The following is a 25575-nucleotide window of genomic DNA, read 5'->3' as shown; positions in this document are numbered from 1 at the left end:
TACCGGGCGCGTGATCCACGTCACATCCCAGGTATCGCGCCCCGTTTCTAAGACAAATCCGATTTCCTTCAACGATGGGCTGCCGCAGCCTCGCGCGCTCATTCGAAGAAGGAGGGTTTCATGGTCCGGTTGTCGTGCATTGCCGTCGCTATCCTGTCACTTGCGGCCGCCGCTCATAAGCTGCCTGCTCCAGCCGCGATGGTGACGTGCTCGGACGAGCGTTTCGTCGCGGGGGAACGCCTCCTTCCTTCATACGATGAGGCCTTCCTGCAATGCCGCGAGGAAGAGCACCAGATGACCCACCCCGACACAGGGGATTTCGAGAAGCAGCGCGCGTGTTACGAGGTAAGTAAACCGGGCGAGTACGGCGAATGGCGCTACGGCCGGATTGCGATGGATGTCGTTGAACGGCATAGCGGCGATGCTTACACCTTCGAAACGCTATGGATGTGTAAACGCTCGTGATCGATGGGGACCAGGTCACGATAGACGAGGGGTTCGACGCGATCCGGGGCGGCGGAGCCCTCCGATACCAGTATCTCGTAAAAGCTGTGCTGCCGGATGGGAAGCAGGTACGCTGCGGCGACCAGGCGGACGCCGATGGGGTCGTCGACACCCAGGACGCGGGCAAACTGGTGCATGTGCATGCTCACGCCCGAAACGCCCGTCACCATCGGAACGCGAGACCTTTCCGCGTCCTGCACCACTGGGCTGACTGGATTTGGCTTCGCGAAGCGACGTGCATCGACCCATGGAAGTCGTCCCGGGCCGAGAGGGCCCGAAAGCCGCGTTTCGAATCGGCTGAATGATCCGCCGGAAGCAAGATGTTCGGCACGGGTGCCCAGGCTCCAGTAACGCTGCCTCTGATGCATGGACGAGTAGATCAATCGGGTGTCGTCCTGGAGTTTTCGTATGGCGTGCCAATCCATACGCATGAAATCGTCGCGTGGGTTCACCTGGTTCCACGCAGTGTCCCAGCCGGTCCGCGCGCGAGCATGATTGGCAGCGTCGGTCAACCAGCCCTCCAGGTGGTATAGGTTGAATCCCGCGCGTTCGGCAATCTCGAGGCTATCGTCGCGGCGCATGCCGCCGACCAGGTCGCAAGCGATCAGTTCACTGAAGACGCGCCAGACAACACATTGCTCCTCGCGAATCGATCCCTCGCCATGAAGCACGCGGAAGAGATCGAGGGTGCTGCCGACCCGGCCGGCAAACGGCAGTTCAACGGGACGATGTATGCGAAACAGCATCTCGTGTAGCGAGCGCCCTCGGTTGAGCGAGCCGATCCGTATGTATCGCAGGCATGCATCGCGCATCCGCGAACTGCATTCCCGCACCCATGGATGCGTAAAGAGAAAATTTCCGAGTTGCACTTCGAAGGCCATGGCGCGATCCGTCCATGAATTCCGCACATTCGATTCCATGCTTCACCTCGAGCCCTGGCCCAAAAAACTCCTTGCGAACCATGCGCATTTCACTGGCGTACCGAATTTGCCTTCTCACCTGTCGCCACGACGACGACAAGGAAAGCATGACTTGCGTGAAGACGCGCTCGCGCTGACTGGCAGCATGGCTAATCGATGTATTGACCCTGCTCAGGCGTGGTGATATCACGGCTTGCATCGGATGCATCCAGCTCGTCGTTGCCGTAGAGCTGGAGCTGGAACCAATGGTGGACCGGATGGCCGCCGCCGTATGAAAAGGAATTCATGTGACCCTGGCACTTTGCTATCTGAAACCGGACGTTCTCATTACCGGCTGTCTTGCCAGGGCGTTCGATACCATGCACCTGTGGGGCTACAGGGTCCGCCGCTTCCAGATCGTTCACATGAGTGACCGCCTCTACCACTTGGCGTATGAGCGCGGATTCGACGCGAAGAACGACTCGTGGCTGGTTAATCGAAGGTGTGCCCGCCTCGGTCCCTGGCTTGCCCTCATGGTGTCCAGTGAAAGCCAGGCAGGAAACATTCAAGCGTGCCTGAAGAGCCATCAAGGCGCCGCCATCCCTGCAGGGGATGGTCTCCTGCGGGAGAGAATGGGGCACATGAACCGCTTGCTGAACTGCCTGCATGTGCCCGATACGGCGATCGACGCGGCAGAGCAGGCGGATATCCTGTTTCCGTGCAGGTGCGCGGAGCCGGCAAATGCCGATGTCCGGTTCTTACAGGTCTACCGGGAGTTGAGTCGGCATAACTATGGGGCGAGCCGCCAGACCCGTGCCCAGTTCCAGGCTACGTTGGCGTGGCGGGTAATTCACCGTGCATGCCGCGTGTCGCGGAACGACTTCTACGATGCCGATTTCAATAAGCCGGCGACGGTTGTCGCCCGCGCAATCGATGTGCTCGACGCAAGCTCTTCGGAGGCGGCGATGATGAAGTCGCTGTTGTGCGATGGCGTCGTTGTCAACAGCGTCATGAGGGCAATGAATGTAGAGCAAATCCTTTCGCGCAATTTCATCCATCTGACCGAATGGGATCGCGCGATGCTTTTCGGGTACTTCGCCTATCCGCCGGTCGCGAGTCAGGGAGACTGCTGCGAGCAGCGCATATGAGGCCGGTACTGACTATCGATCTTCACCTCATGCTGATGGACCGGGGAAAGGTGTGTCTGTCCCTTCGCTTCGGCACCGGCTTCGAAGACGGAAACCTCGGTCTGGTTGCCGGCCACCTCGAGGCGAACGAGACCCTGGCCCAAGGCATGCTTCGCGAAGCCAGGGAAGAAATTGGCATCGACATCACTCCTGCGGATCTCCGGCTCGTGCACATCATGCATCATCGCTCCGACAGCGACCGATTGGCCGTATTCTTCAAATGCCAGATCTGGCAGGGGAGCCCCAGGAACCTGGAGCCGCACAAATGCGGCGGAATTCGCTGGGTCACTTTGGACACGCTTGACCAGGTGGATAACATTGTCGGCTATGTCCGCTCGGCCCTGCATTACATACGGGATGGCATTCCGTATTCGGAACATGGAGGTTGGGGATGTTCGATACCTATGTAGAGGCACTGCATCGGCTGGATTGGGCAGACACGGAAACGGTTGCCCACCAGAGCATTCACCTGCTGGGACGGCTCGCATCCGATCGGGCCGCCCTCCGTGATGCGGTCATCGAAAGCCGGCATGCTCCCCACCTGTGGGCGATGTGCGAGCACTATGACATCCTGGACAAGCTTGTCCTGCATCATGACGCTGATTCCGATGCGCGAATCAGGCTGCATGTTTTCGGAAGCGGCCGGTTCGACAGGCCGCATAATCACAGGTGGCCGTATGCAGCCCGGATTCTGACGGGCGGCTACGACCATTATATCTTCGCCAGGAAGGACGGCCCTCCACCGCAGGAATCCACGCGCCCGGAGGATCTGCAACTGGAGTTCCTGGAGCACCGCGAAGAGGGAACCTCCTATTTCCTAAAGGAGAACCTCTACCATTCGATCCGCGCTTCCGCCAATACGATCACCCTTATCATTCGTGGTCCCGCGGCCAGGCGCGCCTTCACGGTGATGGACCGCACGACATCGGAGTCGTGGACGCAATATGCAAGCGCACTGGAGTCGGAATCGCAGAAGCGCGAGAAGCGCATGACCGGCGAGCAGTACGATTCAGTGCTCAGGAAACTTCAGAGCGAAGGAGTGCTCTAGACATGGTTGACATCACACAGCGACTGCCCGTTGCGCCGGATGCTTATGGCTGGGCCCGTTTTCCCGAAACGGAGCGGCGCATTGAATACGGGCGCTTTCGGAACGTCTACTTGTACATCACGGAGGTGTGCCAGCTCCGGTGTAGCCATTGCTACATGGGCGAGCGCCTTGAAAGCGCCCGGGTCATGCCGCTGGAGAAGGTCAGGACAACCCTGGCGCTCTGGCGGAAGATGGGCGGAAGCAAGCTGACCCTCCTGGGCGGAGAGCCCACCACCCATCCGCATTTCCGCGAGTGTGTCCAGGCTGCCTACGAGCTGGGATACGAGAAGGTGATCGTTACGACGAATGGCCTTGGTCCTGCACGACGCGGATTCCTGAAGTTCGAGCCTTCATTGTTCAACTATGTCCAGATAAGCCTGGACGGCGGAAGCCATGCAACACACGATCTCATCCGGGGGCCAGGCACCTTCCGGTATGCGCTGGAAACCGCACGGCTATTGTGTCGCGCCGGTTACGACATTCGTTTTATCTGCACTGTGAGCAGAAAGAACATGGCGGATTGCCTCGACCTGATCAGGTTGGCGGACGAAATCGGCGCAACGCTGGTCAAATACCATGTGTTTTCGACGATTGGGACAGGCAAGGGCGACGACTCCGCAGCCCTGACGCCGATCGAATGGGTGGAATTCTGCGATCTGCTAAAGCAGAAGGAAGGACAATCCAGGTGCCAGATCTGGTATCAACCGACGTATGCCAGGATCGAAGACCTGCCGGGATACTACGAACAAGGCTATCGCGGGTGCGTGGGAAGAACGATGGACCGTATATCGATCTTCCCCGATGGACGTTGCTATATCTGCTCCTATCTCTTCGACACGGATTTCCACTTCTGCACCATGGATGACGAGGGCATTGCCCTGAATCCCGGCACGAACGAGTTCACCCTCTTCGCCCAGGCGTTGTCGAATGCAAGCCGCGGAAGCTGCAAATCCCCGGCCGGATGTTGCGGCGGGTGCCCCGCCGAGAAGTACGCGATGGGGGCGGCATCGTGCGAAACATATCCCGACATTGTTCCGGTCTGCCGCTTGTGGAAATCCGACACCGTGTGAAAGCCGCATGTTCCGCAGGGTTACGCCCCGACGGTCTGCCTTGCGAGGTAACGCCCTGGTGAATCGCCGAACGCCTTGCGGAACATCGCCACGAACGCGCTGGGCGAGGCGTAGCCGAGCGCATCCGACACCACCGAGACGGGTTCCCCTTCAGCCAGTCGCTCCAGTGCACAGGTGAGGCGCGCCTGCTGCCGCCATTGCGCCACGCTGCATTGGGTTTCCTGGCGGAACAGCCGGGTGAGCGTGCGCACCGACATGCCGGCCCAGCTTGCCCACTCCTCGATTCCGCGGGTGTCATCGGGCCGTTCGAACATCGCCATGGCGATGCGGCGCAGGCGGCGGTCCACCGGCATGGGCAGGTGCAGCTGTTCGACAGGCGCACGGCGCATCTCGTCAAGCAGCACCGCCAGCAGGCGATCCTTGTCCGGTTCGCTTACCGCGTCGACGGGCCAGGTGGCCGCGCGCTTGATGATCGCGCGGAACAGGTCGTTGACGCCGACGACGCACGGCCGGTCGGGCAGGCCCGCCGCGGCGCAGGGCGCGATGAACACGCCCCAGGCGCGCGTCGGTCCGGCGATGCTTACCGTATGCATCTCGCCGGGCGGCATCCAGCCCGCCCGGTGCGGCGGCAGCAGCCAGGAGCCATGCTCGGTGCGGCTGACGACCAGCCCTTGCTCGACATAGAAGAACTGGCCGCGCACGTGACTGTGCCAGTCGGTCTCCTCTACCGGGATTTCGCCTTTTGCCTCGTAGGCAACCAACGGGGGGCCGTCAGCGCGCTCCAGCAATATATGGAGGGCATCATCCAGCATTTTGGCCATTCCTCGACATAAGTTGGCCCGATGACGATATCAGGCCGTTAGCATCCATGGCTAACATTTGCACTCCCAAACAAATGTCTCCGCGTGGTGCTCTTTCGCCGCGACAGGGACCTCGACGCCGGAGATTCCCCATGATCCGTCTCGTCACTAACGACTACAGCGACCTTGACCGAGGGCAGGAGGCGGGCAACGCCATGGTCACCTTCGTGGCCTGCGCTCACGCCATGCTTGACCCGGGAACCCCGGAAGATCAGGTCCGAACCCTCGAGCCGCGCCTGCTGGCACAGTTGCCGACCCTCCGCGCCCTCGGCGTGTTCGACCTGTTCGCGATCCGCGATCCGGCACTCGCCGCCCTCCTCGCCGATGAGAACGAACTGTCCGTGAGCTGAAAGTATCTGCAATGCGCATATTTGCCTTGACAACTATACCAAGGGCAATAGAATGTGCGGCATGAACACGAACGCCTGTCCAACCCCTGACGGCCGGGATAGCCTTGGCGCCCTGATCGGCATGGTCCGTAGCGAGATAGTGCGGGCCATCGAGTACGACCTCGCCGCCCAGGGTGCGGACCTTAAGTTCACTCAGTTCCACGTGCTGAAGCGTCTGGCCATGCACGGACCGATGTCGGCCACCGAGCTGGCCCGCGCCGTCGATCTGGATGGGGGCGCCATGACCCGCCAACTCGACCAGCTTGAGGCCAAGGGTTACCTGCGTCGTCAGCCGCACGAGCAGGATCGCCGGGCGCTGCGCATCGAACTGACCGAGGCCGGGGAGGCGCTCTGGCGGCACCTGTACGAAAGCAACGTCGCGACGCTGGAGCGCGCGCAACGCAGCCTGTCCGCCGAAGAGCGCGACCGGCTGCAGGATTACCTGGGGCGCGTGCTTACCGCGCTCCGCGAAAAAGTCTGACCTTACTGTCGAGGCAAAAACTCATGCGTCTGCACACTCTCGTGGCGGCCGTCGGGGCCGCGTTGATCCTTTCCGGCTGTGTCACCAGCCGTGGACTGGAGCCGCAGGGCCAACTCGCCGATCCAGCCACCCTCCACGCCGAACGCAGCCTGGCGAAAGCGCAGGTATCGCCGGCCAACTGGCCCGCGGCGGACTGGTGGACGGGGCTGGGCGACAGCCAGCTCTCGGGGCTGATCGACGACGCGCTGAAGGACAATCCCGACCTCGCCGCCGCGGACGCACGCGTGCGCCAGGCTGAGGCACAGAGCGGCGCGGCCGATGCCGCGCGCGATCCCACGCTGTCCGTGGGTGGCGGTGTCGCCGGCGCGCACTTGCCGGGCACGCTGTTTCCCGCGCCTCTGGGCAACCACTTCGGCTGGACCAAGTACGGCTACGGCAATTTCAGCTGGGATTTCGACCTGTGGGGCGGCAAGCGCGCCGCATGGGAAGCGGCGGTGGGTTCGCAGCGCGCCAGCGAGATCGATGCACGCGCGGCGCGCATCGAGCTGTCGACCAACGTGGCTCGTGCCTACGTGCAGCTCGGCTACGCGTTTACCGAACAGGATGTGGCGAAGGCCGAGCTGGAGCGTAGCGTCGCCTCGCGCGACCTGACGCGCCAGCGCGTCGCCGCAGGCGTCGACAACCAGATACAGGTGAAGCAGGCCGATACCGAGGTGGCTTCGGCGGAGCGTGAGATGGCGGTAGCGCAGCGCGCGATCGATACCTCGCGCAGCGCGCTGAGCGTGCTGTTGGGCAAGGGCCCGGACCGCGGCCTCGACATCGCACGTCCGGCGGTGCTGACGCCTTCGGCGGTGGCCGTTCCGGCGAACCTGCCGGCCGACCTGCTCGGCCATCGTGCCGACCTGGTCGCCGCGCGCTGGCGCGTGGAGGCGGCGTCGAAGGACATCGCCGCGGCCAAGACGGAGTTCCTGCCCAACGTGAGCCTCGGCATCCTCGCCGCGCAGGTCGCGGGCGGCACGGAGAACCTGCTCTCGTCGCGCGCCCGTTTCTGGCAGGTGCTTCCCGCAGTGAGCCTTCCGATCTTCGACGGCGGGCGGCTGCGCGCCAACCTTGCCGGCAAGGATGCCGGGTATGACCTTGCCGTCGCCCAGTACAACAAGATCCTGGTCGGCGCGCTCAACGAGGTGGCCGACGACCTTTCCGGCCTCGACTCGCTGGGCACCCAGATCGAAGCGCAACAGCGTGCGACGGATGCCGCGCAGCAGGCTTACGACCTGTCGCAGCAGCGGTTCAAGGCCGGTGTCGGCAGCTATCTCGAATCGCTCGTGGTGCGCCAGCAATTGCTCATGGCGGAACAGCGCATGGCCGCGCTGCGCGCGCAGAAAGTCGACACGTCCGTCCAACTCATCCAGGCGCTCGGCGGCGGTTTCCGCCCCGAGGCAGGCGATCAGCCGGTCGCCGCCACGCCGGCGAACAACTAAGAAAACGTCCCGAGGCAGCTAACGATGTCCCAAGAAACCACCGCCCCCGCCGGCGCCGTCGTGGCGCCGCCACCGAAGAGCCGTCGCGGCTTACTCCTCAAGCTCCTGGTCCTGGTCCTCGTCCTGGCCGGTATCGGCTGGACCGTCTGGTACTTCGTGGACGGCCGTTGGTACGAGGAAACCGACGATGCCTACGTCAACGGCAACATTGTGCAGATCACGCCGCAGATCGCCGCCACCGTCCTGTCGATCACGGCCGACGACGGCGACCTCGTGCACAAGGGCGACGTGCTGGTGAAGCTCGACGACAGCGATGCCCAGATCGCCCTGCTGACCGCGCGTGCCGGACTCGCCAATACCGTGCGCCGCGTGCGTGGCCTGTACAACAACGTGAGTTCCGCGCAGGCCGACGTGGCCGTGCGCCAGACCGCCGTGGACCGCGCCCGTGCCGACTACAACCGTCGTCGCGACCTGGCGAAGTCGGGTGCGATCTCGGCGGAGGAACTGTCCCACGCGATGGATACGCTCACCTCGGCGGAAAGCAGCCTCGCTTCGGCGAAGCAGTCCTACAGCACGAGCAAGGTGCTGGTCGACGACACCGTGGTCGCCTCGCACCCCGACGTGCGCGCCGCCGCCGCGAAGTTGCGTTCGGCCATCCTGGACGAGGCCCGCTCGATCATCCTCGCGCCAGTGGACGGCTACGTTGCCAAGCGCAGCGTGCAGCTGGGCCAGCGCGTTCAGCCCGGTGCCGCCCTGATGGCCGTGGTGCCGCTCCACGAGGTGTGGATCGACGCCAACTTCAAGGAAACCCAGCTCACCCACATGCGCATCGGCCAGCCGGTGGATGTCACCGCCGACGTCTATGGTGGCGACGTTGTGTACAAGGCGAAGATCCGCAGCCTCGGCGTGGGTAGCGGTAGCGCGTTCTCGCTGCTTCCGGCGCAGAACGCCACGGGTAACTGGATCAAGATCGTGCAGCGCGTGCCGGTGCGCGTGGTCTTCACGGATCCGAAGCAACTCGACGAGAAGCCGTTGCGCCTGGGTCTTTCGACCAAGGTGACCGTCTCGCTGCATGACCAGGGCGGCCCGCTGCTCGCGCAGCAGGCACCCAGCAAGCCGGAGTTCGCGACCGACGTCTACGACCGCCGCCTCGCTGGCGCGGACGAGGAAATCGCGCGCGTCATCCATGAGAACGTCTCGGCCGGCGACGGCGAAAAGGAAAAGGCGCCGAAGTAAGCGCCTTCTCCCCCGACCGCACCGTCCTTCAACGATCAGGTTCTATCCATGAGCACCGAATTTCGACCGCCCAATCTGGCGCTGTCTACAGTCGGCCTTTCGCTGGCGACCTTCATGCAGGTGCTGGACACCACGATCGCGAACGTCTCGCTGCCTACCATCGCGGGCAACCTGGGCGTCAGTTCCAACCAGAGCACCTGGGTCATCACTTCGTTCGCCGTGAGCAACGCCATCGCGTTGCCGCTCACCGGCTTCCTCACCCGCCGGTTCGGTGAGACGAAGCTGTTCGTGTGGGCCACCTTGTTGTTCTCGCTGGCCTCCTTACTGTGCGGTATCGCGCAGAGCATGAGCATGCTGATCCTGTTCCGCGCCATCCAGGGCGCGGTGGCAGGCCCCATGTACCCGATCACGCAGAGCCTGCTGATCTCCATCTATCCACCCGCGAAACGCGGCATGGCGCTGGCGCTGCTGGCGATGGTCACGGTCGTGGCGCCGATCGCCGGCCCGATCCTCGGCGGCTGGATCACGGACAACTACGCGTGGCCGTGGATCTTCTTCATCAACGTGCCGATCGGCATCTTCGCCAGCTTCGTCGTGGCGAACCAGATGAAGGGACGTCCGGAAACGACCGAGCGGCCGAAGGTCGACTACGTGGGCCTCATCACCCTGATCATCGGCGTGGGCGCGCTGCAGGTGGTGCTCGACAAGGGCAACGACGAGGACTGGTTCAACTCCACCTTCATCGTGATCACGGCGATCGTCGCGGCGGTCGGCATCATCGTCTTCCTCATCTGGGAGCTTACCGACAAGGACCCGATCGTCGACCTGAAGCTGTTCCGGCACCGGAACTTCGCGATGGGCACGCTATGTCTCGTGCTGGCCTACGCGGCGTTCTTCGCGATCGGCCTGCTCGTGCCGCAATGGCTGCAGCGCAACGTGGGCTATACGTCGACATGGGCCGGCTTTGCCGCCGCACCCTTAGGCATCCTGCCGGTGATCCTCACGCCGTTCGTAGGTCGCTACGCGCACAAGTTCGACCTGCGCCTCCTGGCATCCGGTGCGTTCATCGTCATGGGCGCCACCTGTTTCATGCGGTCGGACTTCTACCTGGAAATCGACTTCTACAGCGTGGCGATGGTGCAGCTGATCCAGGGACTGGGCGTGGCGTTGTTCTTCATGCCGGTGCTGACGATCCTGCTTTCCGACCTGCAACCGCGCGAGATCGCGTCGGGCTCCGGCCTTGCCACCTTCCTGCGCACGCTTGGCGGTAGTTTCGCCGCGTCGATCACCACGTTCATGTGGGACCACCGCGCAATCGTGCATCACGAGCGCCTTGCGGAGAACATCACGCCGTTCAACCCCACGGCGCAGCAGGCGCTCACCCAGATCGGCCACGGCGATGCGCAATACGCGGCGGCGGCGGTGAACCAGATGATCACCCAGCAGAGTTACCAGATCTCTTTCAACGAGGTCTTCCACATGCTGGGCTACGTCTTCGCGGCGCTGATCCTGGTGGTGTGGCTCGCGAAGCCGCCCTTCTCCGCGAAGGCCGGACCCGCAGCCTCCGGCCACTAACCGCTCACGTAGGAGCGCGCCCTGCGCGCGACATCTTTTCGCGAGGAGCAACAGGTCCTGTTGCTCATAGCTTCAAGAGATGTCGCGCGCAAGGCGCGCTCCTACGGACTTCTTCAGATGTCGAACCCGACGCCTACCAGCGCCATCGTCTCGCCGCGATTCGGCTCCTTGAAGCCGCCGTTGGAGATATGGCGGATCTGGAAACTCACGTTCTTGAACTGCCAGCCCACGGTGCTGACGAACTCGTAGCCGCTGGACAGGGCCTGGGTCCGGCCGCCCGTGGTGCCCGCCAGCTGGAAGCTGAAGAAGAATGGCTGGTACCAGTCGCCGTTGTTGCCGTAATGGAACCGCGCACCGGCGGCACCCACCCAGACGTTGTTCGTCACACCGGGGTTCGACTCACGGTAATGGCCGATCTCGCGCCCTTTGATGTAGCCGATGGACACGTCCGGCGACCAGGTGAAGCGGCTCTGGCCCATGACCTGGGGCTCAAACACGGCTTCGGTGAAGAAGGCGGCGGTGCCATAGCCGTTCATGTAGCTGCGCCCACCCTGCACTTCGAAGTGGGTTTGCGCCGCGGCGGGAAGGCTGGCGGCGGCGAGGGCGAGCACGGCGAGGGAACCGAGGATGGGACGGGACGAACGCATAGGGGACGAGGCCTTGTAATCGGACGTTTGTGTACTGAATCGTTTGGTAAATAGTGTCCAACGAATGTGAATAAAGGGCACGAACGCGATTATTTTCCGCCGGGAACGTAGAAGATTGGCTACACCTGCCACCAGGGTGGTAAAGGGGAACCGGGGGCCTGCCGTTAAAGAGCAGAGGGCCCGCCGTCGATGGCGGGCACAGGGGCTACAGGGGTCAGGGAACGGTGGAAGGCGGCACGCTCAAGGTGGCGACAAGAGTGCGCGCCCGCCATGTACGCCTGGCGACCTGGGCGGTAACCCTTGCGTTGTCGATCGCCATCGTCGCGATCGTCGCGATCCTCCAGCTCGATGCCTATCACCGCACGCTCGGCAATACCTGGCGACAACTGGCCGGGTCGGCTTCGGACGCCGTGCGCATGATCGACCAGAGCATCGATAGCGGCCTCGGTCCGCTGCTCGCCCTGCGCAACGCGATCGACAGCGCCGACTCGGGCCCGATCCATGCGCGCCTGGCCGAAGTGCAGGCGCGTCATCCCGAGTTGGCCAGCATGGTCGCCCTCGACGCCGACGGCGGGGTGATCGCATCCACCAGCCTTCCTCTCGCGAACTGGCGGAGCAGCCTCACGATCCCACGCCACATGGCTTTGGGCGTGAGCGTGCGTGTTCATGTGGCGGATGCGCAGGGCAAGCTCCCGGCGGGGGTGCGCATCCTCGTCGATTCGCGCGTGCCCCAGCCTGCCGCCTTCGGCGCGGTGGTCGATGCCGGTCGCGTGGGCGATGGGATGCGTCATTCGATGCTCGGCCTCAGCGCGGTAATGAGCGCGTTCGCGCTCGACGGTCGCCCTTTTGCGAGCAATCGGGACGACGTCGTTACGCCGTGGACGTTGCCGTCCCCGCAGCCCGGCGCATCGGGCAATTACGACGATGGCGGCCGGCTCTACGCATGGCTTGCCTCAACTCACTATCCTTATATGGTGCTGGTCAGCCTGGACCGTGCCGCTACCCAGGCCGACTGGATGCGCCAGGCGCGTCCGTCCATGCTGGCGACGCTGGCGCTCGTGATCCTGCTCAACGGGTTCGCGGCGCTTTTCGACCGGGCCTATCGCAGGCAGACACGCCTGGTGGAAGCACTCTCGCGCAGCACGCGCCACCTGGGTGACGTGCAGCGCACCGGGCACATCGGTCTGTGGGAAGCCGACCTCGCCGACCGGACCATCGTGTGGTCCGGTCAGGTCCACGAAATCACCGGCCTGTCGCCCGACCGGGTGATCGGTCGCCAGGGCACGTACTACCGGCTCGTGCACGAGGAAGACCAGCCAGCCGTCGCGGCATGGTTCGCGTCGTTTGCCCGAGGCGACGGTCCCTACGAGTGCGAGCATCGGCTGCGCCGGCCGGATGGGCGCGAGGTGCGGGTGAACCTGCGTGCCGCGCGGATCACCAGCGAGGAAGGCCATTCGATCCTGGCCGGCACGATCAGCGAAATCACGGCGCTGCACGAAACGCGGCAGCGCCTGCAGGACACGGATCGCGACCTTGCCGCCAGCGAGGCGGCGTACCGCCAGCTGCTGGCCCGCATGCCGTTGCCCCTGCTGATCGTTCGGGACGATCGCATCGAATACGCCAACCTCCTCGCGGAGGAGCGCCTCGGTGGCGAGGGTTCGACCCTGGTCGGCCGCCCGGCGGGCGACTTCCTGGATGCGGATGCACGAGAAGTCACGCGGCGCGGCACGCCCGAAGGCACCAGCATCGCCGCGTGGATCGAGCCCGGGCGAGGGATGCCGTTCGAGGCGGAACTGGCACTATCCGATTACCGCGATTCGCGGGGTCGCGGCACCTTGGTGATCGTTCGCGACGTGACCGAACAACGCCGCTACGAGGAACGCCTCAACCACCAGGCCAGGCATGACGAGCTCACCGGCCTGCCCAACCGCCGCGCGTTGCGGGAAACGCTGGATGCCATGGTCGCGCAAAGCGTGCGCGACGGTTCGGGGCTGATGGTGGTGTTCATCGACCTGGACCACTTCAAGGTCATCAATGACGCGCTCGGGCACGCGTTCGGCGACCAGGTGCTGCGCGACGTCACCTTGCGATTGGGCGACGCCCTCGAAGGCGCAGGGCAAGTCGGCCGGTTCGGCGGTGACGAGTTCGTGGCGATGTTGCCGTTCACCTGCTCGCCCGCGAAGGCGATCGACGTCCTCCCACGCATCCAGCGCGCCATCGAGGAACCCCTCGAGGTGGCCGGTACCTTGCAGCGCCTGAAATGCAGCATCGGCGTCGCTTTCGCCACGCGTGACGGCGCCGACGCGGACACCCTGATCCGCAATGCCGATACAGCGATGTACGACGCCAAGCGCTCCGGCCGGCATACGTGGAAATGCTATTCCGCCGAGATGCACGCGACCGCGATGGCGAGGCTCACGGTACTCACTCGCCTCTCCGGTGCGAACCTCGACAACGAACTCGCACTCGCATGGCAGACCCAGCACGCGGGCGCCGACGGTGGGACGATCGGCGCGGAAGCCCTGCTGCGCTGGCCCTCGGCGCCTGGCGACCTCGGGAGCAACGATCGTCTGATTCCCTTGCTTGAGGAAACCGGCGCCATCGTGCAGATCGGCCAGTGGGTGTTGCGCGAGGCGTGCCGGCAGCAGCGCCTGGTGCTGGACATCATCGGCCATGGATGCCGCCTGTCGGTGAATGTGTCAGCGCAGCAACTGGTGCATACCGACCTTGTCGCCGACGTGCGCCAGGCCCTGGCCGAGACGGGCGCCAGTGCCTCGGCGCTGGAACTCGAGTTGACGGAAAGCGCGTTCATGCACGAGCCCGAACGGGCGATACGCACTTTGCACGAGCTGCGCGCGATGGGCGTCAGCATCGCGCTGGACGACTTCGGTACCGGCTACTCGAACCTCACCTATCTCTCTCGCCTCCCGCTCGACAAGATCAAGATCGACCGCCATTTCACCTCCACCCTGCTGCAGGACGACGTGGACACCTCCATCTGTCGTTCAATCATCTTCCTCGCACGCAGCCTGAACCTCGACGTGGTGGCCGAGGGCGTGGAAACGGATAGCCAGCGCAACTGGCTCCTGGCCGAGGGCTGCAGCGCCATGCAGGGCTATTTCTTCTCGCGCCCGGTACCCATCGAGGAAATACGGTGCTTCCGGCCCGTGCCTCCCGCGGCACCCGCGGACCCGTTTTCCGTCCTCTGGGAGCCCTTGTAGGGCAGATGCCGACGGTCGTTCGCGGAATGATCCATTCCGTTCGCCGGAAGGCGATTTATCCCAAGGCGCCGGGCTCCTACATTGGAAACCATGGCACCAAGCCATCGTCCCCCCGGTGATCCCCATGTACCGTGCTCCCGCCCTTTTTGTTTCCCACGGCGCTCCCACCTTCGCGCTCGAACCCGGCCTGCTCGGCTCCCGCCTGACCGAACTCGGCGAGCGCCTCTCGAGTGCCGGCGCCATCGTCGTCGTGTCTCCGCATTGGCAGACTTGCGGCATCCGTGTCACCGGAGCGGCGTGGCCGCCGACGATCCATGACTTCGGCGGCTTTCCTCCGCCGTTGTACAGCCTTACCTACCCCGCGCCCGGCTCCGCCGCCCTCGCCGCCGAGACTGCGTCACTGCTGATCGACAGCGGTCTCGTTGCCATGGTGGATCCCGAGCGCGGCTACGACCACGGTGCATGGGTGCCAATGCGCTACTTGCGGCCGGGCGCCGACACACCGGTAATTCAGGTATCCATGCCGCACAACCTCGATGCCGCCGGCGCGCTTCGACTGGGAAAGACCCTCGCGCCGCTGCGCGACCGCGGCGTTGCCATCGTAGGTTCGGGAAGCCTCACGCATAACCTTTACGAAGTACGGCGCGATGGCGAAAACGCGGCCTATGCGAAGGAATTTGCCGCGTGGAGTCGAAAAGCCGTCCTTGCCGGCGACGTCGAGGCCTTGCTGGACTACCGGCAGGTGGCGCCAAGCGCCATTCGCGCGCATCCCACCGAGGAGCATTACCTGCCTTTGCTGGTGGCCCAGGGTGCTGCCGGGAGCGACGCGCCCATGGCGATCGATGGAGGCATCACGTACGGCGTGCTATCGATGGATTCCTACGCTTGGGGCGTCGCGTAGGAGCCGCTATAGCGGCCGGCGCATCTTGGGGCTCCGCCACCGGATTTTCTCGCCGTCATAGCAACTCCTACCTGAGCTCTATTTTATCCGGGGAGTATTGAGCGAAACTTTTGACCCGGGTACTATTTGCCAGTCTACCCCGGAGCCACCGCTCATGACCACCTACACCGCCTTCCACGCGCAGACCCGCCTCGGCGCCGGTTCGCTTACTGCGGTCGCCGAGCGCTGCAAGGCCTTCCACGACACCGATCCCGGCGCCGCGATCCTCGTTTATGACGACACCACGGGCCGTCCGGTCGACATCGACTACCGGGGCACCACCCACGACGTGCTGGCGCGCCTTATGCCAGCCGCCGAACCGGCGGCGAGGCGTGGGCCAGGCAGGCCGAAGCTTGGAGTTGTCGCTCGCGAGGTCACGCTGCTGCCGCGTCATTGGGATTGGCTGGGTGCCCAGCCCGGAGGCGCGTCCGTGGCACTGCGGCGCCTGGTCGAAGCCGCAAGTCGCGAGAATGTGTCCGCCGACCGGATCCGCCAGGCGCGCGAAGCGGTCGATCGCGTGATGCTGGCGCTGGCGGGCAACCTGCCCGGCTACGAGGAGGCGTCGCGCGCGTTCCATCGGAACGAGCGCGAGCGGTTCGAGGGGCTGATCGACGCGTGGCCGACGGACGTGCGCGATTACATTCGCACCCTGGCGGACCCCGCCGTCACGTAGGAGCGCGCCCTGCGCGCGACAGCTTTTCGCCCCTGTCCGCGAGCTTGCGCGCCAGCTCCAGGTCTTGGCGAAAAACTGTCGCGCGCCGGGCGCGCTCCTACCGTAACAGCATCAGGCCTCGCTTGGCGTCAGCCCCCGCAGCCCGCCGTTCTCCCGCTCCTTCCGGATCTTCACCCACCGTTTGTACCGGCGCTTCAGCTTGCGCCGGTATTTGCGTTCCTTGCGGTCGTGGTTCCACAGGTAGATCGCCGGGGTGCTCAGCAGGGTGAGCAGTTGCGAGACCAGCAGGCCGCCGACGATGGCGATACCGAGCGGACGGCGCATTTCCGAGCCCACGCCGAAACCGATCGCGAGCGGCAGCGCGGCGCCCATCGCCACGAGCGTCGTCATCGTGATCGGGCGGAAGCGCACGAGCGCCGCCTGGCGAATCGCCTCCACCGGCGACATGCCTTGCTCGCGCTGTGCCACGAGGGCGAAATCGACCATCAGGATCGCATTCTTCTTCACGATGCCGATCAACAGCAACACGGAGATGATCGCCATCAGCGTCACCTGCGTCTGCGTGACCAGCATGGCGAGGAACGCACCCGCGCCGGCCGCCGGCAAGGTCGAGATGATCGTGAGCGGGTGGCCCAGGCTCTCGTAAAGGATGCCCAGCACGATGTACACGGCGAGGATGGCGCCGATCAGCAGCACCATGCCGTTCGACTGCGCGTCGCGCAGGCGCTGGTTGGCACCGGTGAAATCCATGCGCACGCCCTCGGGCAGGTGGATGGCCTGCACCGCCTGCTCGACCAGCTTATTGCCCTTGTCCGCCGTGATCTTCGGAGCGAGGTTATAGGTGATGTCCGCCGACTCCAGCTGGTTCTGGTGCGTCACCGAACTGGGAACCGCCACGGGCGCGATCTTCGCGACCGCCGACAGCGGGATCATCTTGCCGATCTCGTTCTTCACGTAGGTGTTGAGCAGGGCATCCGGACTCAGCGTCTGCGCCGCGGCGGCCGTCAGCACCACCCAGTACTGGTTGATGTCCGAATAGATGATGGACACCTGCCGCTGGCCGAACGCATTGAACAGGGCGGAATCGATCATGCCCATGCCCACGTGCAGGCGGCCCGCGGCCTCGCGGTCCACCTTCAGCATCTGCTGCTTGCCCACGATGTCGAAGTCGCTGCCGACGTCGCGGAATTCCTTCATCGTGCGCATCTGTCGCACGAGCTTGAGCGTCCAGGGCTGGAGGTTTTCGCCACTGGTGCTGATGAGCTGGAACGAATACTGCCCGCGATTGCTGTTGCCGCCACCGCCGCCGAGGAACTGCACGGGGTTCATGAACACCTGGACGTCGGAGATCTTTTCGTACGCCTTGCCCAACCGGTCCATGATCTCCTTCATCGACTCCTTGCGGTGGTCCGGGCCGCTGCCCTTGGGCTTGAGGTCGATGAACATCAGGCCCTGGTTCCCCACCGCGCCCCCGCTGTCGCCACCGAGGATGGTCGTGACATCGGCCACGGTGCTGTCGTGCTGCATGATGTCGCCGACCCGCTTCAGGCGCCGGCTCATCTCATCGGGCGATATGTTGGCGTCGGCGCTGACCTGCGCCTGCAGCATGCCGGTGTCTTCGTCTGGCATGAAGTTGCCGCCGGCGGTCTTCAGCACCGCGATGGCGAGCAACACGGTGGCCCCGAGCAGGATCAACGGCTGCCAGCGCATGAGGCGGCGATGGTGCATCGCCCAGTCGAGCGCACGCTGGTAGACGCGCAGGAAACCACGGTCGAAGCGCTCCAGCGCCAGCTCCCAGCGGCCGGGCTTGCGGTCCGGCGGGTCATGCTTGAGGTAATGCGCGCACAGCGCGGGCGTGAGCGTCAACGACACGACCGCCGAGATCAGCACCGCAGACGCGAGCGTCACCGAGAACTCGCGAAGGAGTTTCGTGACCATGTTGTTGCCGAACAACAGCGGAGCGAACACGGCCACCAGCGACAACGTGATCGATACGACGGTGAAACCGATCTCGCGTACGCCTTCCAAGGCCGCTTCCATCGGCTTGGCCCCGTTCTCCATGTGCCGGACGATGTTTTCGATGACCACGATGGCATCGTCCACCACGAAGCCGATGCACAGCACCAGCGCCATGAGCGACATCGTGTTCAACGTATATCCGAGCGACCACATGATGACGAAGGCACCCGCCAGCGACAGCGGCACGCTCAAGGTCGCGATCATGGTGGGTCCCAGCCGGCGCAGGAATACCATCATCACGAGCACGACCATGGCGATACTGATCAGCAGCGCCACCTTGACCTCGTGCAGCGCCGATTGCGTCGTCTGGGTCAGGTCGAAGATCGGCGTTACCTGCGCATCGGCGGGCAACAGCGAGCGGAAACGTGGCAGCGCCGCGCGAATGGCATTCGCGGTGGCGATAGAGTTGGCCTCCGGCCGCTTGCTGATCTGCATGGTGACCGAGCGTTCGCCCTGGAACCACGCCTTCTGGTACTGGTCCTGCTGGCCGCTGTAGACCTTCGCGATGTCCGAAAGCCGTACCGGAATGTTGTTCCGCACGGCGATCAGGATGTTGGCGAACTCCGACGGATCGCGCAGGCCGTCGTTCGCGATCACCGTCATTTGCGTCCTGCCGTCGGACAGCAGGCCCTGCGGCGAATTCACGTTCGCGGCCTGCAGGGCATTGGAGACGTCGTTGGTAGTAATGCCCTTCGAGGAAAGCGCATTCGTGTCCAGTTCGATGCGCACGGCGTGCGGCGTGCCCCCGAACACCTGCACGCGCGAAACGCCGTCGATCTGCGCGACGGCCGGGCGGATCAGTGTATCGACCACGTCGTAGAGCTTGTCCGGCGGCATGGTCTTCGAGGTGAAAGCCACCAGGAGCACGGGAATCTGGCCCGTGTCGAACTTGAAGTACTGCGGCGGCGAGGGCATGCCGGCCGGCAAGTCGGCGGCGGCGGCGTTGATCGCGGCCTGCACGTCGCGGGCGGCCGCGTCCGTCGAGCGGTCGAGGTTGAAGCGGATGCGCACGAACCCGGCGCCTTCCACGCTGTTCGAGTACATCTGGTCGACACCGGGAATCTGACCCAGGTGGCGTTCCAGCGGCGCGATCACCGTCGATGCCATCGTCTGCGCGCTGGCACCCGGCATCTGTGTCTGGATGAATACGGCGGGCACTTCGATCGACGGCAACGCGGCCACGCCCAGCAACATGTAGGCGATGGCGCCTGCAAGCGTCAGCCCCGCTGCGAGCAGCGAGGTACCTTTCGGTCGGCGAATGAATGGAGCAAAAAAGTTCACGGCACTTCCTGTGGGCGGAGCCCACACTCCGCGCCCGCAACTTTATGACGTCCCGCGAGATTCGTCGCCTGTGCCTTTAGTGGGGCCCCTGCCGGAAGGCAGGGGGTTATATGTCATGGCAGGTAGGAGCGCGCGTTGCGCGCGACATCTTTTGAGGCCAAGAGCCGCAGGACCTGTCGCTCCTGGCGAAGGGCTGTCGTACCCGACGCGGGCATAAACGCGCAGGGCACGCTCCTACGGGGGCTGGACCTTTCGTCAGGATTAACGTATCGGGGAGTAGCGCAGCGTTAGATAGTAGGTGCGGCCGAGTTGGTTATAGAACGCCGCGGTCTCGTAGCGCTTATCCGCCACGTTGGCCACGCGACCCTGCACGCTCCAGTCGCGGGCCACGTGCCAGGTCGCGCGGATGTCGGCGGTGGCGTAACCGCCCAGCCGGCGCGTGTTGGCAGCGTCGTCGTAGCTGTCGCCGGCCGCGTTGACCGAGCCGCCCAGCGTGAACGCGCCCAGGTCCCTGTCGATGTCGGCGCGCGCGATGCGCCGTGGCCGGCGTGCGAGCTGGTTGTCCTCCTGCGCACCGCTGTCGCGGTTTTCCGGTTGCTGGAAGGTGAGGTAGCCACGCAGGTGCCAGCCATCCACGTCGGCACCGACCTGGCCTTCGAGGCCGCGGATCCTCGCTTTGCTCACGTTGATCGGAAGGAAGGAAGCGTCGAAGCCGATCAGGTCGTCCACATCGGTGCTGTAGGCGTTCACCGCCCAGTTCCAGATGCCCGGCCGAGCGGAAAGGCCGACTTCAGTGGTGCGCGACTTCTCCGGATTGAGATTTACCGGGGCGCCGTACGGATAGAACTCGTCGTTGAACGTGGGGGCGTGGAAGGCCGTGCCGTACGAGGCGGTGACCTTCATGCCATTGCCGAAGCGGAAGCCATAGGCCGCCGAACCGGTGGTGTGGTTGCCGAACTGGGAGTTGTGGTCGTGGCGCGCCGACAGCTCAAGCTCGTGCGCACCGAATACGCCACGGTAAAGAGCGAACACACCAGTGTTGTCTCGCGAGTCGGCGAGGTAGGCCGTATCGCTCTCCAGTTTCTCCTGCTGGAAGTCCACGCCCGCGCTCAGCACCTGGTTCTTCGTGAGCGCGATGTCGTTCTGCCAGGAAGCCTGATTGCGCTTCGAATAGAGATAGCCGACGCGTGCCTTGTCGACCCCGTAGTTCACGAAATCCAGCGTCTTGCCGGCGCCGTCGAGGTAGTTGTCGGCACGGTCCTGGTTCTGGCCCACGGACAGGGACATGCGCCAGTCGGCCATTGCGTCGAAGGCTAGCCTGGCGCCTGCTACCTGCTGCGACCGCCGGGTGACGTTCTGGAAATCGCCGTCATAGGCGATGTCGCCCTTGGCGCGGAGCCAGCTACCGGTCAATTCCGTGCCGTCGTCCCAGCGATAGCCGCCGGACAACGCGCCGTTGTAGGTGCGGTACGCGTCGCGATCGGGCTCGTCGGTGAAGCAACCGGCGAATGCGGTCGCGGCACCGACGCGGCAGGCGTTGATGCCCGAGGTGTATTGGCCGCCCAGGCTGGCGTTGTACCAGCCATGCGCGGTGCCTCCGGAAACGCCGACCTGTCCGGCGGTGTAGCCATGGCTGCCACCCGTGATCGACAACGTCGGTGCCGGTGCCTGGCCCGCTTCGCCGTGGCGGGTGAAGATCTGGATGACACCGCCGATCGCGTCCGACCCATACAGCGCAGAGCGCGGGCCACGGACGACCTCGATGCGGTCGATCTGCTCGACGGGTAGCTGTTCATAGGCAGGAAGGCCAGCGCCGACCGTTCCGACGCGGACGCCGTCGACCAGCACGAGGGTGTGCGAAGAGTTCGTGCCGCGCATGAACAGCGAGGTCTGCTGGCCCAGGCCACCGGCGTTGGAGAACGATACGCCTGGGAGGCCGGCGAGAACGTCCTGCACGCTGAGCGGCTGCAGGCGCCCGATGTCCTCGCGGGCGATCACGGTGACCGGGGCAAGGACCTGGTCGAGGGGCGTGGCGAAGCGGCTGGCGGTAACCACGACGGGATCCAGGCGGTCGGGCGCATCGGCCGCGTGCGCCATGGCGATCGTCGACAGCAACGCTGTCGCAAGCAGGGTCTTTCTCACTACCGTCCGTTCCTCTGCCGCTACCGCGGCCATGGCAAGAGGCCGCTGGGAGGACGCAGGCGAACGGCGAACGGGGAGGGACCCGGAAGCTGTCCGGATCCGCCCTCCGCGAATCGACCGAAACAGGGACACCCACCCCAAAGGGGGCGGGCGTTCATCGGGCCGGTCTCCGGACTCGCGCCAGCCATCGGCGATGGCCGCTCCGGTGCCTTCCCGCTTGCGCAGTGGCTTACGACCGGATCGCAGGAAAGCGCAAACCGCCCTCCCGATGACGCATACCGTTGCGGGGGCAGTGCCGGCCTTGCCCCAAGAACTGGCGCACCGGCTTCCCGTTTCAGCCCCTGTGGAAACGCTTACAAGGGCCACCCGAACGTGCCGGATGCTACAGCGCAAGTCCCTTGTCTGTCACGGGTTTTTCATCGAAACCTTAACAACCCCTTGACGGGCGCGAAATAATTCGATTAAAAGCGTAAGAGATTGCTGCGTGGGGCGAGTTCTTTCGCCCCGGGGGCGTGCCGGTAAACCACCGTCCTGGGGAGGATGAGTGGAGCGGGTACGAAAAGCGGCCATCGAGAACAGAAGTCCGATTCCAATCATGGCTACGGCTTCCTTGCTGTTTATTTGGGGAGACAACACATGCAACGTTCCACCCGCCACACCGGCGTCATCCGCCGTTCCACCCTGTGCACCGCGCTCGCCCTTTGCTTCGCCAGTGGCGCCGTGCTCGCCCAATCCAATACCACCGGTACCGTGTTCGGTCGTGTCTCCCAGCCTGAAGGCGCCAGGGTGCACGTGACCAACCTCGACACCGGTTTCAACCGCGATATCGAGGTCTCGGCCGATGGCCGCTACAACGCCAGCTCGCTGCCCATCGGCCGTTATAAGGTCACCGTCGAGCGCAATGGCCAGGCCACCGAGACCCGCGACAACGTCCAGGTGAACATCGGCGGCGGCGTGGACGTATCCTTCGCCGGCGCCGCCAGCGCTACCAGCGCCGAGGCGCAGAACCTCGAAGGCGTGCAGGTTACCGGCAACGTGCTGCCCGCGATCGACGTGTCGCAGGTCGACTCGCGCACCGTCCTCACCTCCGAACAGATGCAGAAGATTCCGCTCGCCCGCGACGTGACCGCCGCCGCCCTGCTCGCGCCTGGTGTCGTCGCCGCTGACAGCCGCTATGGCAACGCCGCATCGTTCGGTGGTTCGTCGGCGTCGGAAAACCAGTACTACATCAACGGTTACTCGGTCACCAACGCGCTCACCGGCCTGGGCGCCACCACGCTGCCGTTCGATGCCATCGATCAGCAGCAGATCTACACCGGTGGCTACGGCGCGGAATACGGCCGTTCGACCGGCGGCGTGATCAACATCGTGACCAAGCGCGGCGGCAACGAGTGGAAGGCTGGCGTCGGCATGTACTTCACGCCCTCGGCGCTGCGCCAGAACCCGCGCAACATCTATCGCACGAACGGCACGCTCTACCAGACCCGCTCGGAGAATAAGAGCACCGACACGCAGTACACCGGCTACATCAGCGGTCCGCTGATCAAGGACAAGCTGTTCCTGTACGCGGCAGGCGACTTCACCCGCTCCAACAGCAGGAACACGAGCGTCGTCACCGCACCGCAGAAGACTTACCAGGAGCAGAAGGCCACCCGGTGGCTGGCCAAGGTCGACTGGAACATCACCGACAACCACCTGCTCGAACTGACCGGACTCGGCGACAAGACCAACACCGAGCGCAGCGTCTACCAATATAACTACGCCTCGGGTAGCCGCGCCGACTATATCGGCACCGACAACCTGAAGAACTTCGACGCGGGCCCGGGCGCGGCGCCGGGCGGTGACGTCTACGTCGCCAAGTACACCGGTTACCTCACCGACGATCTGACGATCAACGCGCTGTACGGCCACAGCAAGACGGTGCATGAGCGCAACCTCTCGTACAATTCCAACCCGAACTGCCCCTGGATCACGGACAATCGCTCGGTCAGCACGCCGATCGTCGGCTGCGGCCTGGTCAACGGCACCGTTCTTGGCGATGGTGCCCAGGACAAGACCCACGGCTATCGCCTCGACGTCGAGTACCGCATCGGCGATCACGATTTCCGCGTGGGTGTGGACAACCAGACTCTCGAGTCCTACGCCGGCAACGTCTATGAAGGTGGTTACCGCTGGGTGTATCAGGATGCCGGCACCGTGCCGGGCCGCGACGACGTTCTCCCGCCTCCGGGCACCGACTACTTCGTGGAAAAGCGCCTGTTCCAGACCGGCGCGAGCGTCAAGACCGAGCAGGAAGCGCAGTACATCGAAGACCACTGGCAGGTCACCGATCGCTGGCTGGCGTACATCGGCCTGCGTAACGAGCAGTTCAAGAACATCAACGGCAGCGGCGATACCTATGTGAAGCAGCGCCACCAGCTTGCTCCGCGCCTGGGTGTCACCTGGGACGTGTTCGGCGATTCCACGTTCAAGATCTACGCGAACGCCGGCCGCTACCACCTGGCCATCCCGTCGAATGTCGCGATCCGTGGGGCTTCCGCGTCCACGTATTACAGCGAGTACTACACCTACAGCGGCGTGGGCGTGAACGGCGAGCCCACCGGCATCGCCCAGCTTGGCTCCCGTGCCTACCTCAACGGCGAGGACGGCACCCCGCTCGACCCGAAGACGGTGGCCGCGAAAGACATCAAGGCGTACTACCAGGACGAGTACATCCTCGGCTTCGACAAGGCGCTCAGCGAGAACTGGAGCTTCGGCGCCAAGGCCACCTATCGCAAGCTGAAGAGCTCGATCGACGACTTCTGCGATTCGCGCCCGTTCGAAGCGTATGCCGAGCGCAACGGTATCGACATCACCAACGCGTCGCTCCCGGGCTGCTACCTGTTCAACCCGGGCGAGTCGAACACGTTCCTGGTCAACGTGGGCAACGGCCAGTACGTGCCATTCAAGCTGGGCAAGGACGACTTCACATCGCCGGCCGGCGTGAAGATGCCGGACCTGAAGCGCAGCTACTACGCGCTGAACATGTACCTCGAGCACCACTTCGCCGACAGCTGGTACGGTCGCATCGACTACACCTTCTCGCGCAGCTACGGTAACTCGGAAGGCCAGCTGAAGTCGGATATCGGCCAGCTCGATCCGTCGGTGACCCAGGACTGGGATGCCCCGGAAATCATGCAGTACACGAACGGTCCGCTGCCGAACGACCGTACCCACCAGCTGAAGGCGTACGGTTACTGGCAGGCGTCGCCCGAGTGGCTGATCGGCGCCAACATGGCCATTGCTACCGGCCGTCCGAAGAACTGCATCGGTGTCGATCCGGTCGATGCGATTCAGTACGGCGCTTCGTACTTCGAGTGTGGCCTGCAGCCGGCGCCGCGTGGTTCGAAGGGCCGTCTGCCGTACACCTGGAACCTCGATCTGAACGCCGAATACCGCCCGATGTGGGCCGGCGAGAAGCAGCCGCTCGCCTTCACCGCGGCGATCTTCAACGTCGCCGGCAAGCAGCGCGTGGTGGCTCAGACGGACGTGGGCGAAACGGGTGCGATCAACGAGGACACCGGCCTGCCGGTGAAGAGCATCAACTACGAGCGTCCGATCGCGTTCCAGAACCCGCGCTACGTCCGCGTCGGCGTTCGCTACGACTTCTCGCTCTAAACGGCGAGGACCAGCGCGCACCCGGGCAAAGTATCCGGGTGCGCGACGAGATCTCCCTGGAACTGGCCGGCGCGGAGCGCCGGCCTTTTTTATGTGCGCCCGGCAGGGCGCACCTGCTAGGAGGTGAAAGTCCTCTACCCACCCGGCAAGGGGAAGGGTTAGCCAGAGGCAAGGGCGATTCGGGTGACTGGTCGTCTGAAGGAAGCCCGAGGCAAAACGCTGGCCT

General features: G+C 64.4%; 20 protein-coding genes and 1 riboswitch. Of the genes, 14 read left to right on the top strand and 6 right to left on the bottom strand.

Translation table 11 applies throughout. The annotated features are described in order from the left end of the window. The first annotated feature begins 120 nt into the window (after positions 1-120). Complete coding sequence (locus tag VGM71_RS16925) at positions 121-465, top strand: hypothetical protein (protein WP_331547326.1); 345 nt, start codon at positions 121-123, stop codon at positions 463-465. On the opposite strand, the gene VGM71_RS16920 is transcribed toward VGM71_RS16925, so the two are convergent. Together VGM71_RS16920 and VGM71_RS16915 are read right to left on the bottom strand one after the other, a co-directional pair. Beyond that, on the bottom strand, positions 426-1250 hold the full coding sequence (locus tag VGM71_RS16920) for a hypothetical protein (RefSeq protein ID WP_331547324.1): 825 nt from the start codon (positions 1248-1250) through the stop codon (positions 426-428). The genes VGM71_RS16925 and VGM71_RS16920 overlap by 40 nt on opposite strands. Before the next feature lie 323 nt (positions 1251-1573). Beyond that, positions 1574-1711, bottom strand: coding sequence for a hypothetical protein (locus VGM71_RS16915; RefSeq protein WP_331547322.1), 138 nt, complete (start codon positions 1709-1711; stop codon positions 1574-1576). Between VGM71_RS16915 and VGM71_RS16910 the strand changes: the two genes are divergently transcribed. The 4 genes from VGM71_RS16910 to VGM71_RS16895 are packed head-to-tail and all read left to right on the top strand — an operon-like array spanning position 1712 to position 4747. After that, positions 1712-2551 carry a hypothetical protein gene (locus tag VGM71_RS16910; protein ID WP_331547320.1) on the top strand — a complete coding sequence of 280 codons (840 nt, stop codon included), beginning with the start codon at positions 1712-1714 and terminating at the stop codon, positions 2549-2551. Then, on the top strand, positions 2548-3000 hold the full coding sequence (locus VGM71_RS16905) for an NUDIX hydrolase (protein ID WP_331547318.1): 453 nt from the start codon (positions 2548-2550) through the stop codon (positions 2998-3000). Before VGM71_RS16910 ends, VGM71_RS16905 begins: the two co-directional genes overlap by 4 nt. Beyond that, the gene (locus VGM71_RS16900) at positions 2982-3638 is read left to right on the top strand and encodes a hypothetical protein (RefSeq protein WP_331547316.1); all 657 of its coding nucleotides are present in this window, start codon (positions 2982-2984) and stop codon (positions 3636-3638) included. The genes VGM71_RS16905 and VGM71_RS16900 overlap by 19 nt, the downstream gene beginning before the upstream one ends. Before the next feature lie 2 nt (positions 3639-3640). Continuing rightward, positions 3641-4747, top strand: a complete 1107-nt coding sequence (locus VGM71_RS16895) for a radical SAM protein (protein WP_331547314.1) — start codon at positions 3641-3643, stop codon at positions 4745-4747. A gap of 20 nt (positions 4748-4767) precedes the next feature. Here VGM71_RS16895 and VGM71_RS16890 read toward each other — a convergent pair whose 3' ends face one another. Next, entirely contained in the window at positions 4768-5559 is a 792-nt protein-coding gene (locus VGM71_RS16890) for a helix-turn-helix transcriptional regulator (protein ID WP_331547312.1), read from the bottom strand. Between the two features lie 140 nt (positions 5560-5699). Here VGM71_RS16890 and VGM71_RS16885 point away from each other — a divergent pair, with 140 nt between their 5' ends. From VGM71_RS16885 to VGM71_RS16865, 5 genes are all read left to right on the top strand, one after another. Next, positions 5700-5957 carry a hypothetical protein gene (locus VGM71_RS16885; protein ID WP_331547310.1) on the top strand — a complete coding sequence of 86 codons (258 nt, stop codon included), beginning with the start codon at positions 5700-5702 and terminating at the stop codon, positions 5955-5957. A gap of 61 nt (positions 5958-6018) precedes the next feature. Beyond that, positions 6019-6477 (top strand): MarR family transcriptional regulator, encoded by a 459-nt coding sequence (locus VGM71_RS16880; protein WP_331547308.1) that lies wholly within the window; start codon positions 6019-6021, stop codon positions 6475-6477. Positions 6478-6500: 23 nt separating this feature from the next. Continuing rightward, positions 6501-7958, top strand: a complete 1458-nt coding sequence (locus tag VGM71_RS16875; RefSeq protein ID WP_331547306.1) for an efflux transporter outer membrane subunit — start codon at positions 6501-6503, stop codon at positions 7956-7958. Between the two features lie 24 nt (positions 7959-7982). Beyond that, positions 7983-9194: an efflux RND transporter periplasmic adaptor subunit gene (locus VGM71_RS16870; RefSeq protein ID WP_331547304.1), complete on the top strand. Its 1212-nt coding sequence runs from the start codon at positions 7983-7985 to the stop codon at positions 9192-9194. Positions 9195-9242: 48 nt separating this feature from the next. Next, complete coding sequence (locus VGM71_RS16865) at positions 9243-10769, top strand: DHA2 family efflux MFS transporter permease subunit (RefSeq protein ID WP_331547302.1); 1527 nt, start codon at positions 9243-9245, stop codon at positions 10767-10769. A gap of 113 nt (positions 10770-10882) precedes the next feature. Here the strand turns inward: VGM71_RS16865 and VGM71_RS16860 are convergent, their stop codons facing one another. Continuing rightward, positions 10883-11416 (bottom strand): acyloxyacyl hydrolase, encoded by a 534-nt coding sequence (locus VGM71_RS16860; protein WP_331547300.1) that lies wholly within the window; start codon positions 11414-11416, stop codon positions 10883-10885. A gap of 257 nt (positions 11417-11673) precedes the next feature. On the opposite strand from VGM71_RS16860, the gene VGM71_RS16855 reads away from it, so the two are divergent. The 3 genes from VGM71_RS16855 (at position 11674) to VGM71_RS16845 (ending at position 16250) form a co-directional block, all read left to right on the top strand. Next, entirely contained in the window at positions 11674-14637 is a 2964-nt protein-coding gene (locus VGM71_RS16855; protein ID WP_331547298.1) for a putative bifunctional diguanylate cyclase/phosphodiesterase, read from the top strand. Positions 14638-14761: 124 nt separating this feature from the next. Then, entirely contained in the window at positions 14762-15538 is a 777-nt protein-coding gene (locus VGM71_RS16850) for a class III extradiol ring-cleavage dioxygenase (protein ID WP_331547296.1), read from the top strand. 154 nt (positions 15539-15692) lie between these two features. Further along, positions 15693-16250, top strand: a complete 558-nt coding sequence (locus tag VGM71_RS16845; RefSeq protein WP_331547294.1) for a DUF2239 family protein — start codon at positions 15693-15695, stop codon at positions 16248-16250. Positions 16251-16361: 111 nt separating this feature from the next. Here VGM71_RS16845 and VGM71_RS16840 read toward each other — a convergent pair whose 3' ends face one another. Continuing rightward, positions 16362-19550: an efflux RND transporter permease subunit gene (locus VGM71_RS16840; RefSeq protein ID WP_331547292.1), complete on the bottom strand. Its 3189-nt coding sequence runs from the start codon at positions 19548-19550 to the stop codon at positions 16362-16364. Positions 19551-19811: 261 nt separating this feature from the next. Further along, entirely contained in the window at positions 19812-21692 is a 1881-nt protein-coding gene (locus VGM71_RS16835; RefSeq protein ID WP_331547290.1) for a TonB-dependent receptor domain-containing protein, read from the bottom strand. A 143-nt stretch (positions 21693-21835) separates the two neighbouring features. Further along, positions 21836-22077, bottom strand: a riboswitch (cobalamin riboswitch). 251 nt (positions 22078-22328) lie between these two features. On the opposite strand from VGM71_RS16835, the gene VGM71_RS16830 reads away from it, so the two are divergent. Then, positions 22329-25349 carry a TonB-dependent receptor gene (locus VGM71_RS16830; protein WP_331547288.1) on the top strand — a complete coding sequence of 1007 codons (3021 nt, stop codon included), beginning with the start codon at positions 22329-22331 and terminating at the stop codon, positions 25347-25349. The last annotated feature ends 226 nt before the right edge of the window (positions 25350-25575 follow it).

Source organism: Luteibacter sp., from assembly GCF_036499525.1.
Lineage (GTDB): Bacteria > Pseudomonadota > Gammaproteobacteria > Xanthomonadales > Rhodanobacteraceae > Luteibacter.
The sequence above is the reverse complement of the archived record's forward strand: the minus strand, read 5'-3'. Positions and strand labels throughout refer to the sequence as shown.